Genomic DNA, 16,627 nt, shown 5'->3' on the forward strand with positions numbered 1-16,627 from the left:
AACGTCTCAAAGAACAATGTAGTTCTTTGAGACGTTTTCTTTAAACTCACATTTTCAAGATTAAATAACTGTATCAAAGCCATCTGATTTAGGTAGAGAACCTGCTTTTTTCATAAGCACTTCCCATAAGTGTACGGATTTCTTCCATTCTGCTGCAGCCTGCCCCTGTTTATACATAGCGTTCTCATAACTGGCAGTAAGTTGTTGCATATCGGCCGAGTTGTAAAGTGTATCGATATGGAGAGCGTATTCTCGGAATGTTTGACTTTCACCCCGTGGTATGCCAATTCTCGCAAATTGTTTTAAAAGTGCACCGTAAGCTTTTTGATAAACAGCATCATCTTTTCGGTATTTATAGAAATGAATAATAAGAAATGTCCTCCATATCATTCTAGTGGTGAAGAGAATGTATCCCATAATACTAATTAGTATCGTAGAGAGGAATACGTACCACCAAGAAAAACTAGTTTGAGAATTTGTGACCTTTTTAGTAGAAGCTTCTTCTGTATTTTCTATTAAACTTTTAAGTTTTGCTTCATTATTTCGTTGTTGTATTTGCGTGTTATTAGAATTATTTGCTTCGCTATTTTGTGAAATAGGAGCAGGCGTATTATTTATAAAATTATAGGGATTAGTAAATCCTTTTGTTGGTTCGAATGGAATCCATCCGTATCCTGGGAAATATACTTCGACCCAAGAGTGTGCGTTATCGTTCGTGATTGTATAAACATCCTCACCTTCTGCAGAGGCAAGTGTATTGTCAAGAGTTCCTTCTGTATAGCCTTTTACCCAGCGAGCAGGAATCCCGGCAGAACGAAGTAGTACAATCATAGACGTCGAAAAATTATTACAGTAGCCGCTTTTTGTATCGAAAAGGAATTGATCTACATAATCTTGGCTTTTGGCAGGGAATAAGACATTCGTTGATTCGTATGTAAAAGAGTTGTCTGTAAAGTAATTTTCAATAGCTAATACTTTATCATATCGGTTGTCTTTATCATTTGTAAGATTGACAGCCAAGTCTTTTACGCGCTGTGGTAATGACTTGGGAAGTTGTGTGTACTTTGTCATAAAATAAGGATTTGTTTCTTGACCTTCATTTGTTTTTACAGCTTTCAAGTTTTCTATGGAAAACTCAGGGATCTCATATGTTACTTTATACGAATGTAAAGTAGTAGAAGAGTCTCCATTCATTGTATAAATTTTTTCTGAAAACGGGTCAACACTGTATGATACATCAGAAGCAGCCTCAACTGATACTAATCCTGCTGGATAGGTAAGATGAGGGTAACTTTTTTGCATGGTAATTGTTGCCTCAGTCGTTTTCATTTTTGTATTTTGTTCGTACCAGCTTACGACGTCGTTTTTATTTTTAAAAGAAATCTTTTTCGGATTTTCAGAAATTTCCCAGCCTTTTCCTGTATAAAAATCTTTTGTTTCTACTCTCCAATATTGTTTGTTTTGCGTTCGTGCTGTGAAAACAATTGTAGGATCCGCCTTAAAAGGACCGCCTAATCGCGAGTCATCTAAACCATACCCAATTGTAGAAACTTTTTGCTCTTTACTTGCTTCAGATGTGTTGAATTTTAAAAAATCCATTGGGTTTGGCCATTGAGGGCCAAATTTTGGAGCAAAGTATGCAATGGTTGCTAATAATACGATAAATATTGTAAGTGGTCTAAGTAATTTTGAGATTTCTCTAGCATAATTTTGTAAGTGTTCACGTTCTTTTATTCGTTCTACTTGAAGAAGACTAAGCATAAAAAAGCCGATGACAACAGTACGAATAATAGCGTAGTTTGCATTGTATAAATGTAAGTTATGAAAAGTTGCGATATAAATAATAGTCAATACAAGGAATAGAAACCCACGTTTTTTATGAATAATCCAAAATGAAGTGAAAGAACTCAAAAACCAAAATGAGAGAAAAAATAAAACCGTCGGAAAAACTGGAGAAATATCTAGTAAATTCCCTTGGAAAAACAGGGAGGAATTTCGAAACATATCAGAAAAGAATGTTGTTAGCCAAGATGGATTTATAAAAGCATTTTTATAATATAGGGAATGAATGATAAATAAGACTGTGACAATTTTTATAGGAATCTGCCACCTCGTTTGAAAAAAAGAGAGAGCGAAGCAAATTCCTATAAATGTTACGAAAATATCTAATCTACCTACATTTGTAATACCTATAAGAGGTCTTAGCCATTCTAGTAAAAGAAGAAATACACATGCATGCATGAAGAATCTGTTCGTATCCCACTTGTATTTTGCTTGTAATATCATCATTTGCTCACCTCAAAAAACACGTTTGTATACCGGTTTTCATAAACCGTGTTTACAAATATTTGTCGTTTTTTTAGAGTTTCTAGTATACTGAGTTCTCGGTGTGAAAGTTGATTCGCTTTTTCTTTCACGACAAAAACCATACATTTTCTATTTCTTATAGCAGCACAATCAGCCGCCTTTTGAATATCGGGAGAAAGATTACTGGTCACGAGTATAACCGTGACGGGCTCATAAATTTTTCTTAGTTCCATGTCTACACTCTGGGAGAGCGGAAATACACTGTCTGCTTGTACTTTTGCTAAATGACAAAGGATTTGTTGTAACTGCGTATCTCCATTGTCTAAAGGGAAAATAGTTTGTTCTTTTCCGATAGACACGAATGATGCTGGTGAATTTTGTTTCAAGACAGCCCTTACGATAGAGGCAGTAAATGTGACGACTGATTCGAATAGAGGAGACTCGGTTCTGTCTATGAATATCATGATATTATGGCTGCGCTGTTGTTCAAACTCTTTTGTCATAATATTGTTTGTTCGTGCAGTTGCTTTCCAATCGATCCATGAAAAGCGATCGCCAGGTTTATAGTCTCTGACACCGACCGAGATTGTAGAGTCTTTTGCTGAATTTATATTTGCTGAAAGCGCTCCTTGTTCGAAATGATTTTCCAATTGTCGATACGCTATATCTACATACTGAGGATAGACTAAAAATGTATTTGGAACTGAAAAAGTTACTTCTTTCTCCATCATGCCGAATAAATCGCCAGTTTTGACACGAACGCTTGAAAAAGTGTGCTCGCCTCTAGGGATTGTGTCAATAACATATTGAAACGAAATATTTCGTTTCAATCCTGGGAAGAGTACTACCTTATTCATCTTTATTTGTTTACAACTTATAAATTGTGGTGGCAGTTCATCTTCTATAACTAAATAAAGTAAGGGAAAAGGAAATTTTCTTTTTATTGTAATCGTGCTTACAAATTGTTCTCCTACTACATATCCATTTTGGTTTGTTATACGCTTTACTTCAGCGTCCCGTAAAGCGTAGAAGGGGAGTAGTAGTGAATAAAGAGCAATGGGAATTATGCTGTAAAATAAAAACCAACTGACAAACCCTCCTTGAAACATAGCGTACACAAATGTTAAGACTAGGCATAAAGGGAGTAGCAATAACTTCATAACGTGATATAGCGCTCGCAGCATTCGTTTCATCAAGGGTTCATTGTCCTTTGAGTAGGCACGGTAGTTCGTGCAACGATTTTTGCGATAACTTGTTCGCCAGTTATTCCTTCAAATTTTGCTTCCATTTTTATAATGAGTCTATGTGCTAAAACGTAAGGGGCTAAAAGTTTAACATCGTCTGGAATAACATAATTCCTGCCATGGATAAATGCATAAGCTTGTGAAGCTTTCATTAAAGCAATCGAACCACGTGGACTTGCACCTAACTGTATAGAACTGTACGTACGAGTCTGATTAACAAGCTTTACAATGTAATGCTTAATTGCTTTGTCCATACATACTACCCGTACGCTTTGTTGTAAATAAATTAATTCTTGTATTGTAGTAATGGTCTGTAATTGAGAGAGTGGATTTGTTTTTTCCATCCGGTTTAAAATTTCAAATTCTTCTTCTGGTGTAGGATATCCCATTTTTAGTTTCAATAAGAAACGATCGAGCTGAGCTTCTGGTAGAGAATATGTTCCTTCATATTCGACCGGATTTTGTGTAGCCATGACAAAGAACGGCTTTGGTAAAGGTCTTGTAATACCATCTATTGTAATATTGCCTTCTTCCATACATTCAAGTAAAGCAGATTGTGTCTTTGGAGATGTACGATTAATTTCATCAGCAAGTACAAGATTCCCCATAATTGGTCCAGGCTTGAACTCAAATTGGAGCTCTTTCGGATTATAAATAGAAACTCCTGTTACATCTGACGGCAATAAATCAGGTGTAAATTGAATTCGCTTATAATCAGCATCAATGGATTTAGAAAGAGCACGTACTAGCATTGTTTTTCCGACACCAGGAACATCTTCTAATAGCACATGACCTTCAGCTAAGAGAGCTGTCAAAACTAAGATGGTTTCTTTTCGTTTTCCGACCATTATTTTTTCAATATTATTGATTATTTTTTCTACAGTGGGATGTAATGAATCAAGCTGGGGCATCGTAATCCTCCTAATGTTATTATCGTTTTCTAATCTATTTAGTGGACATATTTCTAATTCTATTTGTAGATAGTAAAACTTCTACCTTTAATTCTGAGAATATTCAGATTATTTATTTTGATTATATCTAGTATAATTGTTTCCGTAACTAAGGGCAATACAGTAAATAATGATTTGTAGTTTTATGTAAAATCAGACTCGATATAAAATAATAACATTGGGAAAAATTTTTTTACATACAATTTATACTCTTTTCCTTATAGCAGTTTTGAAATAATATCAAAACTCTTTTTCTTTTGCAAAATAGTCGATACCTCAAAATACCATTCTCCTAATAATCACGATTAACCATAACCTTCACAACGGAACAAAAGGTTTTCTCACAAACTTATTCTCTAATAAATTTTTGACAATCTCTTGAACTGTGCGAAATGTCACATCTGTATTTTACAACCTCTCTTATAGTAAGGGTATGTAAGAGAGACGTATTAAAGGAGTGAACAGTATGAAGAAAAAAACTTCAGCACTAATGAGACGTTTAAAATATTTTTCACCAATAGATCGTTATAACGATAATCATACACAAGAAACATATGAAGATCGCGAATGGGAAAATGTGTACAGAAAGCGTTGGCAGCATGATAAAGTAATTCGTTCTACACACGGCGTGAACTGTACTGGTTCATGTAGCTGGAATATATATGTGAAAGATGGAATTGTAACTTGGGAAGGGCAGGAGCTTAACTATCCGACTACAGGTCCTGATATGCCAGATTTTGAACCGCGAGGATGCCCACGTGGAGCAAGTTTTTCTTGGTACATTTATAGTCCACTTCGTGTGAAATACCCGTATGTACGTGGTGTTCTTTGGAATATGTGGCAAGAAGAATTGCAAAATAACGAGTCACCATTAGAGGCTTGGAAAAGCATTGTGGAAAACCGTGAAAAGGCACGTACGTATAAGCAGGCGCGTGGTAAAGGGGGATTCATTCGTGCGAATTGGGATGAAGTGTTACAACTCGTTTCAGCTTCATTACTGTACACAGTAATGAAATACGGTCCAGACCGAAATGTTGGCTTTTCACCAATTCCAGCTATGTCGATGCTAAGTCATGCTGCTGGTAGTCGCTTTATGCAACTTATGGGTGGACCGATGCTTAGCTTCTATGATTGGTATGCGGATTTACCACCAGCTTCTCCTCAAATTTGGGGTGATCAAACAGATGTACCAGAAAGTAGTGACTGGTATAACTCTGGTTACATTATGACATGGGGTTCAAATGTACCAATGACGAGAACACCAGATGCACACTTTTTAGCAGAGGTTCGATATAAAGGAACGAAAGTTGTTTCTGTCAGTCCTGATTTCGCTGAATCAACAAAGTTTGCGGATGATTGGATTAGTGTGAAACAAGGTACAGACGGTGCACTTGCGATGGCAATGGGGCACGTAATCTTACAAGAATTTTACGTAGATAATCAAGTGGAATATTTCACAAAGTATGCGAAGCAATATACTGATTTTCCTTTCTTTGTCACATTGAAACAAAAAGGAGATCAATTCGTTGCTGATCGGTTCTTAAATGCTTCTGATATTGGACGAGAAACGAAGTTAGGGGAATGGAAACCTGTTCTTTGGAACGAGAATACGAATGATTTTGCAACACCTCACGGCACAATGGGGTCACGTTGGGATAATGAAAAGAAATGGAACTTGCGTTTAGAAGATGAAGAAACAGGTGAAAAGATTGATCCACGTCTTTCTTTACTTGGAATGGAAGAAGCGATTGGAACTGTACAAATTCCGTACTTCTCTGATGATGGAAACAAAGTATTAGAACGTACGATTCCAGTGAAAAAGGTTATGACAGAAGAGGGCGAAATGTTCGTTACAACTGTATACGACTTAACGTTAGCAAATTACGGTGTGAACCGAGGGCTTGGCGGACAAGAACCGAAAGACTTCAATGATGATATACCGTTTACACCTGCATGGCAAGAGAAAATGACAGGAGTAAAACGTGAGCTTATTATTCAAATCGCTCGTGAGTTCGCACAAAATGCTGTTGATACGAATGGTCGCTCAATGATAATTGTCGGAGCGGGTATTAACCATTGGTTTAACTCTGATACGATTTATCGCGCCGTTTTAAATCTTGTTCTTCTCGTTGGAGCACAAGGTGTAAACGGGGGTGGTTGGGCTCATTATGTTGGTCAAGAAAAATTAAGACCAGCAGAAGGATGGCAAACAATCGCGATGGCAAAAGATTGGCAAGGTCCACCGAAATTACAAAACGGTACATCCTTCTTCTATTTCGTAACAGATCAATGGCGTTATGAAGATACACCTGTTGGACATTTAGCGTCACCAGTTGAAGGTAACTCTCGTTATCAACATCACGGTGATTACAACGTATTAGCCGCACGACTTGGCTGGTTACCTTCTTATCCAACATTCGAGAAAAATGGAATTGAATTATATAAAGAGGCTGTTGCTGCTGGTGCAACAACGCAAGAAGAAATCGGAAAATATGTTGCACAAAAATTAAAAGAAAAAGAACTGAAATTTGCGATTGAAGATCCAGATAACAAAAACAACTTCCCGCGCAACTTATTCGTATGGCGTGCGAATTTAATTTCGAGTTCTGGTAAAGGACATGAATATTTCTTAAAACATTTATTAGGTACAACAAACGGGTTAATGAATGACGACAGTGATTCATTACGACCAGAAGAAATAAAGTGGCATGAAGAAGCGCCAGAAGGAAAGCTTGATTTACTCATTAATTTAGATTTCCGTATGGCTGGAACAGCACTGTATTCTGATATCGTCTTACCTGCTTCAACTTGGTACGAAAAACACGATTTAAGCAGTACAGATATGCATCCATTTGTACATCCATTTAATCCGGCAATCGGTTCACCGTGGGAAGCGCGCTCTGACTGGGATATTTTCACTTCACTTTCTAAAGCTGTGTCAGATTTAGCGAAGAAAATTGATCTTGAACCAATGAAAGAAGTTGTTGCAACACCACTTCTTCATGATACACCGCAAGAATTAGCGCAACCACTTGGCAAGATTAAAGATTGGAGTAAAGGTGAATGTGAACCAATCCCGGGTAAGACGATGCCACAAATTCACGTTGTTGAAAGGGATTATAAAACGATTTATGACAAAATGACTGCGCTTGGACCAAATGCCGGAAAACAACCGATTGGTACGAAAGGGATCTCTTGGTCAGCAGAAAAAGAGTATGAGCAATTAAAGAGCAAATTAGGAGTCGTTCGAACGGATTCTATCGCGAAAGGTTGTCCAGACATCAAAGAAGCAATCAATGCTGCTGAAGCGGTATTAACACTATCTTCTACAACAAACGGTCATATGGCAGTAAAAGCATGGGAAGCACTTGAAAAACAAACAGATTTAAAACTACGTGATTTAGCAGAAGAACGTGAAGAAGAATGCTTTACATTCGAACAAATTACAGCACAACCGAAAACAGTAATTACTTCTCCGGCCTTTACAGGTTCAGAAAAAGGTGGACGACGTTACTCACCGTTTACAACAAATGTGGAACGTCTCATTCCTTGGAGAACGATAACTGGTCGACAATCTTTCTACTTAGACCATGACATGATGAAAGAATTTGGTGAAACGATGGCAACATTTAAACCAATTCTGCAACATAAACCGTTCCGTAAATCACGACCTGAAGTAGAAGGGAAAGAAATTACATTAAACTATTTAACACCGCATAATAAGTGGTCGATTCATAGTATGTACTTCGATTCATTACCGATGTTAACGCTATTTAGAGGTGGTCCAACTGTTTGGATGAATAAAGAGGACGCTGCTGAAGCGGGTGTTGCAGATAATGATTGGATTGAGTGCTTTAATCGTAACGGTGTTGTTGTAGCGCGTGCTGTTGTAACGCACCGTATACCGAGAGGAATGGCATTTATGCATCATGCGCAAGATCGTCACATTAACGTACCTGGTACGAAATTAACAAGTAATCGCGGGGGAACGCATAATAGTCCAACTCGAATTCACGTAAAACCGACACATATGATTGGTGGATATGGTCAATTAAGTTATGGATTTAACTATTATGGTCCAACTGGGAACCAGCGCGACTTAAACGTTGTAATTCGCAAACTGAAGGAGGTAGATTGGCTTGAAGATTAAAGCACAAGTCGGAATGGTAATGAACCTAGATAAATGCATCGGCTGTCATACTTGTAGCGTAACATGCAAAAACACCTGGACAAATCGTCCAGGTGCTGAATATATGTATTTCAATAACGTAGAAACGAAACCAGGTATTGGTTATCCGAAACAATGGGAAGATCAGGAGAAATATAAAGGCGGCTGGGAATTGAAAAATGGTGAAATTCAGCTAAAATCCGGTTCGAAAATGAAACGTCTTATGAATATTTTCTACAATCCAGATCAACCAACGATTGATGATTACTTTGAACCTTGGAACTATGATTATGAAACGTTAACAAATAGTCCGCAGCGTAAGCATCAGCCAGTTGCTCGTCCGAAATCAGCAATTACAGGCGAATTTATCGACAAAATTGAATGGGGTCCAAACTGGGAAGATGACTTAGCAGGCGGACATATAACTGGATTGCAAGATCCAAACGTAAAGAAAATGGAAGAAGAAATTAAAACAGATTTTGAAAACGTCTTTATGATGTATTTACCACGCATATGTGAACATTGTATGAATCCATCTTGCGTATCATCTTGTCCATCTGGTGCGATGTATAAGCGTGAAGAAGATGGAATTGTTCTTGTAGATCAAAATGCATGTCGCGCATGGAGATTCTGCGTATCATCTTGTCCATATAAAAAAGTGTATTTTAACTGGCAAACGAATAAAGCTGAAAAATGTACAATGTGCTTCCCACGTATTGAAGCTGGTATGCCAACAATTTGTTCAGAAACATGTGTAGGACGTATCAGATATATTGGAGTAATGCTATATGACGCTGACAAAGTAAAAGAAGCAGCTTCTGTTGAAGACGAAAAAGATTTATATGAATCTCAGCTTACTGTTTTCCTAGATCCAAATGATCCAGAAATAGCAGCTGAAGCGAAAAAACAAGGCATTCCTGAAGAATGGATTAAAGCAGCACAACAGTCACCTATCTATAAAATGATTATCGATTGGAAAATTGCTCTGCCTCTTCACCCGGAGTATCGTACAATGCCGATGGTTTGGTATATCCCTCCGCTTAGCCCAATTATGAACATGGTGGAAGGGAAAGGTAGTAACTGGCAAGCAGAAGAGGTTTTCCCTGCAATTGATAATATGCGTATTCCAATTCAATATTTAGCGAATTTACTCACTGCAGGGGATGAATCACACATTCGTCTTACATTGAAAAAAATGGCTGTTATGCGAACACATATGAGAGCACTGCAAATTAATAAAGAGCCAAATGAAGCTGTATTAAAAGAACTTGGTTTAACGAAACAGGATGTAGAAGATATGTATCGTCTTCTTGCCATCGCGAAATATAAAGATCGCTTCGTTATCCCGACATCTCACCGTGAACAAGTGGCAGATTTATATAGCGAACAAGGAAGCTGTGGTTTATCATTCACAGGTGGTCCAGGCTCTTGTATGACAATTTCTTAAATAAAGGGGGCAGAAAATTATGAGACAAAGTTTACAAACAGCTTTTTCTTGTTCTTCTTTTCTTCTCTCCTATCCTGAACTAGGGTGGAGAGAAGCTTTAACTGAATTGCAAGAAGAGGTTGAAACAATAGAACAGGAAGACGTTAAAGCGTCACTTACAGCCTTTATAAAGCAAGTGCTAGATAAAACGAATGATCAACTCATTGATAGTTACGTATATACATTCGATTTTGGTAAGAAAACAAATATGTATCTTACTTATATGAACAATGGTGAACAACGAGAAAGAGGTATTGAATTACTAGAGTTAAAACAACATTATAAAAAATCAGGTTTTAGCGTAACAGATAAAGAACTACCTGACTATTTACCACTTTTACTTGAGTTTTTTGCAAATGCAAATGAGCAAGACAGTGAACCAATTATGAGTAAATACACGGAAAATATACAAGCATTACACGTTCAATTAAAAGAAGCGGGTAGTATGTATGAACCAATTCTTGCGTCTGTGCTACTCGCTATCGAAACATGGGGTGTACAGACAAATTAGAAAGGAGCGTTGTCAAAATGATGGATCAATTTCTATGGGTATTGTTTCCCTATATCATTTTTGCAATCTTTATCGGTGGACATATTTTTAGATACAACTATGATCAATTTGGATGGACATCAAAATCTAGTGAACTATTAGAAAAGAAAATGCTCCGACTCGGAAGTCTATTATTCCACTTTGGGATCATGTTCGTAATTGGCGGCCATGTTTTGGGGATTTTAATTCCAGAAGCTGTATATCGTTCAATAGGTATTTCTGAGCATATGTATCATGTAGTAGCAATTAGTTTTGGGCTTCCGGCAGGTGTTGCTTCTATTATCGGTTTAATTATATTAACGTACCGCCGTGTAACAGTAAAGCGTATCATTGCAACGAGTACAAAGGGAGATTATATTGCGCTTATTTTATTACTTATCGTAATGCTAGCAGGACTTTCTTCAACATTTTTAAATATCGATTCAAAAGGATTTGATTATCGTACAACGATTGGCCCTTGGTTCCGAAGTCTCTTTATTTTCCAACCGAAAGTTGAATATATGATGGAAGTACCAGTATGGTTTAAAATTCACATTCTCGCAGGGATGGGGCTTTTCGCGGTGTGGCCATTTACAAGACTTGTACATGTATTTAGTGCCCCAATTAAATATGTAAGCCGTAGTTATGTGATTTACAGAAGACGTATTCCTAATGAGTTGAAAAAATAATACTGCTGTAAACGGATAGGAGCTAATGGTTAAAACGAAACGAGGTCTAATATGGAAGGCCTCGTTTTTGTTTACATAGGGAATAAACGTTAATAAGTAGTTTAAATTGAAAAAAGATTAGCATCTAAATAAGATGCTAATCAATGCTACAAACAGAAGCAGAGCAATCTTCACAAGCAATTTCACATTTTAAAAATTGTAAATCGTGGATTGTAATCTTTCCTTTATGAATTGAAATTGTACCTTGCTTTTTTAATTCATTTAACATTCGATTTACACTTTCACGTGAAGTTGCACAGAAATTAGCGAGTTCTTGATTCGTTAATGGTAAATCGATGAGAATACCATTTTCTTTTAATACACCGTAACTATTTGTCATTCGTATAAGAGTAGAGTACAGGGCACCTTTTTTGCCGTGTAATACTAAATCTCGGAACTTCGTTTGCATTCTTCTTAAATGTTCACTAATCCATTTCATAAATTCAAATACAAGAGCGGGTTTTTGGAGTAATGCTTTTTCTAACGCTTCACGTTTTATTACACCTACTTCAACATCTTCAAGACATTTTGAGTTTAATAAATATTTTGCATTATCTGTGAACAATGTTAATTCTCCAATAATGTCATATTCCGAACAAATTCGAAGTGTTAATTCTTGTCCGTCAGCACTAAGTTTACTAATTTGTACTTTCCCTGAGTGAATGATATAGAGTTCTGTTGCCTCCATACCTTCTTGAAAAATAAAACTACCTTTTTTTATCTGCATTTTATATTCAACAGATGCAAGTAATTCTTTTAAATCTTGAGATAATGTCATACTGTTTGCCACAGTGATCACCTTTCTTCTTATAAGCAATACATTTCCTATTTTGAGTGTAAGTATGATGAAAATGCAAGAGCTATTTAAAAATAAACTGAAATTTCAATGACCGTAAGGAGGAGTGGCTAAAGATGTGAACAAAATGCGAACGGATTTGTGAAAATTTTTTGAATGGGGAAAGTGATGTGAGAAAAGTCACATTGAATATGTAGCTTCTTTTTTATAATGAAGGCAAATAAAAAAATGAAAGCTTACTAAGGATTGCAGCAGAAAAGAAGGGATAGAGATGCACGAGAATATGAAAGATTCTTTAAAGCGGCCACTTCAAGATTTACGCATTTCAGTTATTGATCGTTGTAATTTTAGGTGCATATATTGTATGCCTGCTGAAGTGTTCGGACCTGATTATGCTTTTTTACAGGAAGAGTGTTTATTAACATTTAATGAAATAGAAAGGTTAGCGAGATTATTTATAAGTATGGGAGTTAATAAAATTAGGCTTACTGGCGGTGAACCTTTATTGCGTAAAGACTTACCGAAGTTAATTGCAAGACTTACAAATCTAGAAGGCTTAAAAGATATTGGACTCACAACAAACGGAATTCATTTAGCAAAACAAGCTAAGGCGCTAAAAGACGCGGGATTAAAACGTGTAAATATTAGTTTAGATGCGATAGAGGACCATGTCTTCAAAAAAATTAACGGAAGAAATGTAAGTACAAAACCTGTACTGAAAGGAATAGAAGCAGCAAATGCTGCTGGATTAGAAGTAAAGGTAAATATGGTCGTAAAAAAAGGGATGAATGATAGTCAAATTCTTCATATGGCGCGTTATTTTAAAGAAAAAGAAATTCAGCTCCGTTTCATTGAGTTTATGGATGTAGGCAGTACAAACGGATGGAATTTTGAAGAAGTCATTACGAAGGAACAATTAATAGAGAAAATTAATCGTGTATATCCAATTGAGCCCGCTCAGCCTCGTTATTTTGGAGAGGTTGCGAAATTGTATCGATATGTAGGGAGTAATGCAGAAGTTGGATTTATTACTTCTGTTTCTGAGTCATTTTGTTCTTCTTGTACGAGAGCTCGTATTTCGGCAGACGGCAAGTTTTTCACATGCCTATTTGGAGCGAAAGGAACGGATTTGCGAACGCTTCTTCGAGAAAATATTTCTGATGCATCACTATTAAAAATTTTAAATGATACATGGCGATATAGAACAGATCGATATTCAGATGAAAGAACGGTTGAGAATACAAGTAAACGTCCAAAAGTTGAAATGTCTTACATTGGTGGATAGTGAAAGGAGGATTTCTTATGCAAGAGCGTTATTCAAGACAAGTGTTGTTTTCTGGAATTGGTGAAATGGGACAAAGAAAAATAAGAGAAAAGCATGTGCTCCTAATCGGTGCGGGTGCGCTAGGAGCTGCGAATGCAGAAGCACTTGCTAGGATGGGAATTGGGAAATTGACAATTGCTGATCGTGACTACGTCGAATGGAGTAATTTACAGCGGCAGCAGTTATATACAGAAGAAGATGCGCAGCAGTGTAAACCAAAAGCAATTGCAGCAGCAGAACATGTAAGAAAGATTAATTCTGAAGTGGAAATTGTACCAGTTGTAACAGATGTCACAATGCGAGAAATAGAAGAGTTAACAAAAGATGTGGATCTCATATTAGATGCGACTGACAATTTCGATACGCGTCTACTTATAAATGACATTTCACAAAAAGAAAATATACCTTGGATATATGGCGGATGCATTGGGAGTTACGGTGTAACGTATACAATTCTTCCTGGGAAAACACCATGTTTTCGCTGTCTAATGGATCATCCTATGGGCGGTGCAACATGCGATACAGCCGGAATCATTCAGCCAGCTGTACAAATGGTTGTTGCTCACCAAGTTACAGAGGCGATGAAAATATTGGTGGATGATTATGAATCATTAAGAGGGACGATGTTGTCATTTGATATTTGGAACAATCAATATCTCTCATTAAAAGTAAATAGACAGAAGAAAAGTACATGTCCTTCTTGTGGGAAATCACGAACGTATCCAAGCTTAATATTTGAAGCGCAAATGAAAACGGAAGTGTTATGCGGACGGAATACAGTTCAAATCCGTTCAGGAATAAAGAGAAATCTTAATTTAACCGAAATTCAAAAACGATTACAAAAAAGTGTACATGTCAAAAAAACGCCTTACTTACTATCATTTCTAGTTGATGAATATCGTTTTGTTTTATTTATAGACGGTAGGGCATTTATTCATGGGACAAATGATGTGAAAATAGCAAAACGATTATACGCCAAGTATATAGGGTGAACAGAAAAATCGTTTTTTCCTTATTAAAACGAGGTGAAAAAAGAATGTTAGATAAACGTATACCAATTCCAGTAGCAGAAGCAGTTGCTCGTGTAATGAAATATGCCTACCAAGGTGAAATGGAAAAGGTTTCTCTTATAGAAAGCTACGGTAGAACACTTGGAGAAGATGTTATTGCAGATCATGATGTTCCGCATTTTGATCGCTCTCCGTACGACGGGTTTGCGATTCGAGCGGAAGATACAAAAGAAGCGAGTAGTAGTAACCCCATTCAGTTTGAAGTAATTGGCGAAATTGGAGCAGGCTTTGTTTTTACAGAAGAAGTGAAAGAATTTCAAGCTGTCCGTATTATGACAGGTGCCGCAATTCCGGAAGGGTGTAATGCGGTTGTTATGTTAGAGCTAACGGAAGGATTTGAAGAAAACGAAAAGATTTATATGGTATTAAAACGCTCTTTCTCTTCTGGCGATAACATTTCTTTTAAAGGAGAAGATGTAAACCAAAATAGCATCCTTGTGAAAAAAGGGACTGTTATTAATCCTGGAGTAGCAGCGCTTCTTGCTACGTTTGGTTATAGTACGGTATATGTTGTAAAACAGCCAGTCATTGGAATTGTAACGACAGGAAGTGAACTGCTTGAAGTACATGAACAATTAAAGCCAGGGAAGATTCGAAATAGTAACTCTTATATGATTGCTGCTCAAATTGAACGAGCCGGCGGAGTTGTACAGTATTATGGGCAATTCGCTGACGATTTAGAGACGTGTTATAACACTGTAAAAAAAGCGATGAAAGAAGTCGATATTTTAATTACAACTGGTGGCGTTTCGGTAGGAGATTATGACTATTTACCTGCTATTCATAAGAGGTTACAAGCTAATGTACTTTTTAACAAAATAGCGATGCGACCAGGAAGTGTGACAACTGTAGCTGAGGTAGAAGGAAAACTACTATTTGGTTTATCTGGTAATCCTTCTGCTTGCTATGTCGGTTGTGAATTATTTGTTCAGCCAGTTATTCGAACATACTTGTATAAGAAAAATCCGCACGTATTTCGTGCAGAGGCAATATTACAAAAAGACTTTCCGAAAGCAAATCCGTTTACTCGTTTTGTAAGAGGGAGAGTGGAATTTGTAGATGGTCAATTACAAGTTACACCAGTTGGTTTAGATAAATCTAGTGCAATTTCTTCACTTGCAGAGGCGAACGCATTTATCGTCCTGCCAGGAGGAACGAGAGGATTTGAAGCAGGAATAACTGTTTCGGTACTGTTATTAGAATCAAACGCTGGAAGTGAGTGGCCGTGGGAAGAACCACTTCGATCATACAAATAATAGAAAAATAGATTACTAACTTATACAAAGATAAGAGGTGCAAAATGATACAAACGTATTATGAAGTAATTGATACACCTATTTCAATTGAGGAAGTTACAAACAAAGTAATTCGTCGTGAGTGTGGCGCAGTTACTACTTTCGTTGGTACTGTTAGAGCATTTACGAAAGGGCGTCGTACGCTACATTTAGAGTATGTAGCATATAAAACAATGGCAGAAAAACAACTTGAGAGAATTGGTACTGAAGTAGGAGAGAGGTGGCCTGGGACATTTGTCGCCATTACACATCGCATTGGTACATTACAAATTTCTGATCTTGCTGTTGTCGTCGCTGTTTCTACACCACACCGGAAAGCTGCATATGAGGCGAACGAATATATTATGGAGCGTATAAAACAAATCGTTCCAATTTGGAAGAAAGAATTTTGGGAAGATGGTGAATCATGGATTGGTGATCAGTTAGAGAATGTAGCATATGAGAATGGTGAACCTGAAGAGGAGATGAGAATATGATTGAAGTACTATTATTTGCACATTTACAAGAAGAAGTAAGTAAGCCAGCATTACAAATCGATTGTGAAAATATTACAGTTGCTGAACTAAAGAAGGTACTCATTAAGAAATACAACGTAGCGATTTCAAATGAAATCATGGTAGCTATAAATGAAGAGTATGCAAATGAGAATGACATCATTCAAACTGGTGATACTGTGGCGATGATTCCGCCAGTAAGTGGTGGTTGATTCTTTTCGACCTAATCATGTTAC

13 protein-coding genes are annotated in these 16,627 nt (G+C 36.9%); 9 read left to right on the plus strand and 4 right to left on the minus strand.

Annotation, left to right across the window (positions count from 1 at the left end; all coding sequences use genetic code 11):
• Window positions 1–60 precede the first annotated feature (60 nt).
• The 3 genes from DN407_RS10130 to DN407_RS10140 are packed head-to-tail and all read right to left on the minus strand — an operon-like array spanning window position 61 to window position 4,462.
• On the minus strand, window positions 61–2,289 hold the full coding sequence (locus tag DN407_RS10130) for a transglutaminase TgpA family protein (protein WP_098286132.1): 2,229 nt from the start codon (window positions 2,287–2,289) through the stop codon (window positions 61–63).
• Complete coding sequence (locus DN407_RS10135) at window positions 2,286–3,500, minus strand: DUF58 domain-containing protein (RefSeq protein WP_070180071.1); 1,215 nt, start codon at window positions 3,498–3,500, stop codon at window positions 2,286–2,288. The genes DN407_RS10130 and DN407_RS10135 overlap by 4 nt, the downstream gene beginning before the upstream one ends.
• Entirely contained in the window at window positions 3,500–4,462 is a 963-nt protein-coding gene (locus DN407_RS10140; protein ID WP_098286133.1) for an AAA family ATPase, read from the minus strand. The genes DN407_RS10135 and DN407_RS10140 overlap by 1 nt, the downstream gene beginning before the upstream one ends.
• Before the next feature lie 505 nt (window positions 4,463–4,967).
• Here DN407_RS10140 and DN407_RS10145 point away from each other — a divergent pair.
• From DN407_RS10145 to narI, 4 genes are read left to right on the plus strand one after another with little or no spacing between them, the layout of a single operon-like run.
• Window positions 4,968–8,651 carry a nitrate reductase subunit alpha gene (locus tag DN407_RS10145; RefSeq protein ID WP_087967938.1) on the plus strand — a complete coding sequence of 1,228 codons (3,684 nt, stop codon included), beginning with the start codon at window positions 4,968–4,970 and terminating at the stop codon, window positions 8,649–8,651.
• On the plus strand, window positions 8,641–10,116 hold the full coding sequence (gene narH / locus DN407_RS10150) for a nitrate reductase subunit beta (protein ID WP_000692704.1): 1,476 nt from the start codon (window positions 8,641–8,643) through the stop codon (window positions 10,114–10,116). Before DN407_RS10145 ends, narH begins: the two co-directional genes overlap by 11 nt.
• A 19-nt stretch (window positions 10,117–10,135) precedes the next feature.
• Entirely contained in the window at window positions 10,136–10,666 is a 531-nt protein-coding gene (gene narJ, locus DN407_RS10155; RefSeq protein WP_098522132.1) for a nitrate reductase molybdenum cofactor assembly chaperone, read from the plus strand.
• Window positions 10,667–10,683: 17 nt separating this feature from the next.
• Window positions 10,684–11,373, plus strand: a complete 690-nt coding sequence (gene narI, locus DN407_RS10160) for a respiratory nitrate reductase subunit gamma (protein WP_149216210.1) — start codon at window positions 10,684–10,686, stop codon at window positions 11,371–11,373.
• A gap of 136 nt (window positions 11,374–11,509) precedes the next feature.
• On the opposite strand, the gene DN407_RS10165 is transcribed toward narI, so the two are convergent.
• Entirely contained in the window at window positions 11,510–12,202 is a 693-nt protein-coding gene (locus DN407_RS10165) for a Crp/Fnr family transcriptional regulator (RefSeq protein WP_000013866.1), read from the minus strand.
• Between the two features lie 277 nt (window positions 12,203–12,479).
• Here DN407_RS10165 and moaA point away from each other — a divergent pair, with 277 nt between their 5' ends.
• From moaA to moaD, 5 genes are read left to right on the plus strand one after another with little or no spacing between them, the layout of a single operon-like run.
• Complete coding sequence (moaA, locus tag DN407_RS10170) at window positions 12,480–13,493, plus strand: GTP 3',8-cyclase MoaA (protein ID WP_097796429.1); 1,014 nt, start codon at window positions 12,480–12,482, stop codon at window positions 13,491–13,493.
• 17 nt (window positions 13,494–13,510) lie between these two features.
• Entirely contained in the window at window positions 13,511–14,524 is a 1,014-nt protein-coding gene (locus DN407_RS10175; RefSeq protein ID WP_149216211.1) for a molybdopterin-synthase adenylyltransferase MoeB, read from the plus strand.
• A gap of 44 nt (window positions 14,525–14,568) precedes the next feature.
• Complete coding sequence (locus DN407_RS10180) at window positions 14,569–15,858, plus strand: molybdopterin molybdotransferase MoeA (RefSeq protein ID WP_149216212.1); 1,290 nt, start codon at window positions 14,569–14,571, stop codon at window positions 15,856–15,858.
• Window positions 15,859–15,902: 44 nt separating this feature from the next.
• On the plus strand, window positions 15,903–16,373 hold the full coding sequence (locus DN407_RS10185; RefSeq protein ID WP_149216213.1) for a molybdenum cofactor biosynthesis protein MoaE: 471 nt from the start codon (window positions 15,903–15,905) through the stop codon (window positions 16,371–16,373).
• Entirely contained in the window at window positions 16,370–16,603 is a 234-nt protein-coding gene (moaD, locus tag DN407_RS10190; protein WP_000573682.1) for a molybdopterin converting factor subunit 1, read from the plus strand. Before DN407_RS10185 ends, moaD begins: the two co-directional genes overlap by 4 nt.
• The last annotated feature ends 24 nt before the right edge of the window (window positions 16,604–16,627 follow it).

This window comes from Bacillus sp. JAS24-2, from assembly GCF_008274905.1.
Taxonomy (GTDB): domain Bacteria; phylum Bacillota; class Bacilli; order Bacillales; family Bacillaceae_G; genus Bacillus_A; species Bacillus_A cereus.

Bases quoted from the DNA above. Each gene is read 5' to 3' on its own strand.
- DN407_RS10140 (WP_098286133.1), bottom strand. From the start codon at position 4,462: ATGCCCCAGCTTGATTCATTACATCCCACTGTAGAAAAAATAATCAAT.
- narJ (WP_098522132.1), top strand. From the start codon at position 10,136: ATGAGACAAAGTTTACAAACAGCTTTTTCTTGTTCTTCTTTTCTTCTC.
- DN407_RS10145 (WP_087967938.1), top strand. From the start codon at position 4,968: ATGAAGAAAAAAACTTCAGCACTAATGAGACGTTTAAAATATTTTTCA.
- narI (WP_149216210.1), top strand. From the start codon at position 10,684: ATGATGGATCAATTTCTATGGGTATTGTTTCCCTATATCATTTTTGCA.
- DN407_RS10135 (WP_070180071.1), bottom strand. From the start codon at position 3,500: ATGAAACGAATGCTGCGAGCGCTATATCACGTTATGAAGTTATTGCTA.
- moaD (WP_000573682.1), top strand. From the start codon at position 16,370: ATGATTGAAGTACTATTATTTGCACATTTACAAGAAGAAGTAAGTAAG.
- DN407_RS10185 (WP_149216213.1), top strand. From the start codon at position 15,903: ATGATACAAACGTATTATGAAGTAATTGATACACCTATTTCAATTGAG.
- DN407_RS10175 (WP_149216211.1), top strand. From the start codon at position 13,511: ATGCAAGAGCGTTATTCAAGACAAGTGTTGTTTTCTGGAATTGGTGAA.
- moaA (WP_097796429.1), top strand. From the start codon at position 12,480: ATGCACGAGAATATGAAAGATTCTTTAAAGCGGCCACTTCAAGATTTA.
- DN407_RS10130 (WP_098286132.1), bottom strand. From the start codon at position 2,289: ATGATGATATTACAAGCAAAATACAAGTGGGATACGAACAGATTCTTC.
- DN407_RS10180 (WP_149216212.1), top strand. From the start codon at position 14,569: ATGTTAGATAAACGTATACCAATTCCAGTAGCAGAAGCAGTTGCTCGT.